Source organism: Chryseobacterium shigense, from assembly GCF_900156575.1.
Lineage (GTDB): Bacteria > Bacteroidota > Bacteroidia > Flavobacteriales > Weeksellaceae > Chryseobacterium > Chryseobacterium shigense.
In genome coordinates, this window is the sequence record NZ_FTNY01000019.1 from 1 (window position 1) to 1,394 (window position 1,394).

General features: G+C 38.2%; 1 protein-coding gene. It reads right to left on the bottom strand.

Annotated features, from left to right (window positions below; all coding sequences use genetic code 11):
- A partial coding sequence (locus BW964_RS22190) for a phage baseplate assembly protein V (RefSeq protein ID WP_076510773.1) occupies positions 1–1,319 on the bottom strand: 1,319 nt, incomplete at its 3' end.
- Between the last annotated feature and the right edge of the window lie 75 nt (positions 1,320–1,394).

Sequence of the window (1,394 nt, forward strand, 5' to 3'; positions counted from 1 at the left end):
ACAAAGCCTCTATTCTGGCTTACTGCATCTGTGCCACCAGCATCAGGGCTCATCATTCGGATAAAATGAGTAGTGTCATTTAACTGCCAGTCAAACTGCACTTGTATTCTACCTTGATTCAAGGGGTCAGTATTGGAGATAACCGTTGCTACTTGTGGCTCTGCTTTTGGCATTATGAAATCAGGTTTAGGCATGAAGCCCGTCCCTTCGGCTATAGATTCAAAGCTTCCTGTATAGTAACCTCTGGCATCCACTTCGTGGCTTACTTCGGTAATCATCAAAGTGGTAAAGTGGGAAGTCTGGTTACTGTCCTGTTTCCTCATGTCTATATCTGCTACACAGCCTATATACAGAAAAGGAAGTGTCGTATTTCCCGAAACTGTAAAAACTTCTACCGCTTTACTGCCTCTTGCACTTTTTTGAGAATCATCCACATCCAGAAACATATTGGCATTGATAGGGGTGGGCGTCAATGATCTTGTTTTGAAAACATGGTCATTCAGCTCATAGGCTTTGGCTGATAAGTTTCCTAAATGCTTAATATCATCAGTAGAACCTAGCATTTTTGCATGGTTACTACTATTATAGCCAAAATATTCTGGCTTTGTATGAACGGCTTTTAACTCTACCTGTACATCTGTAACGTTGCTTCCATAGATAAGCTGTACAGGCTTTTCTGATGGAGGGAGTTTTCCAAAATGCAAAACATACCCGTCATAATAAAACTGTTCTCCATAAGCTTCTGCAAGTCTTGTCAGATAATTGTAATGAGTTTCACAATATTGTGAGCTGTAGTTGATGTAAGTTTTATTCTGGGTATCTATTCTGAAATCAAACTTACCAGTTCCCAGGGCTTCCTTAAGGATTCTACCAGCAATAATGGCAGTGTTGACGGGCTGGCTTCCTCCGAAACTTTGAGTATGAGGGGCTGAATCCATTAAAAAAGTTGGACTACACCCTTTGAGAACAATATTACCCAGACTCATTTGTTCCTGACTGAAAGCAACCTTTGTAATAACCCCTACAAATGTATTTTCAGGACTTTCATCTTCGTAGTCTTTGTATTTGAAAGTTATGGTAATTCGCTTACCTAAAAATTGTTGAGCTTCTTCAAGATTATGGTTTTGTATTTCGCCTAAAGAATCATGAGCTAAAGTCAATTCAAAATAATGATGTGTTCTGGCACTTTGCTGTAAATGAAAGTGTTTAAAATGGCTGATAGATTTCCCTTCAACCACAATATCAAGCTTAACCACACGGTTAATGCCTGCTATATGGTTCTCTGAAATCTTTTCAGAATTGGAAATATTCTTTCTCATTAATACTGTGCTATTTGTGTTTATATCACCCAATATAGATAAATATACAATACCCCATATCCTAATTTTGAAAAA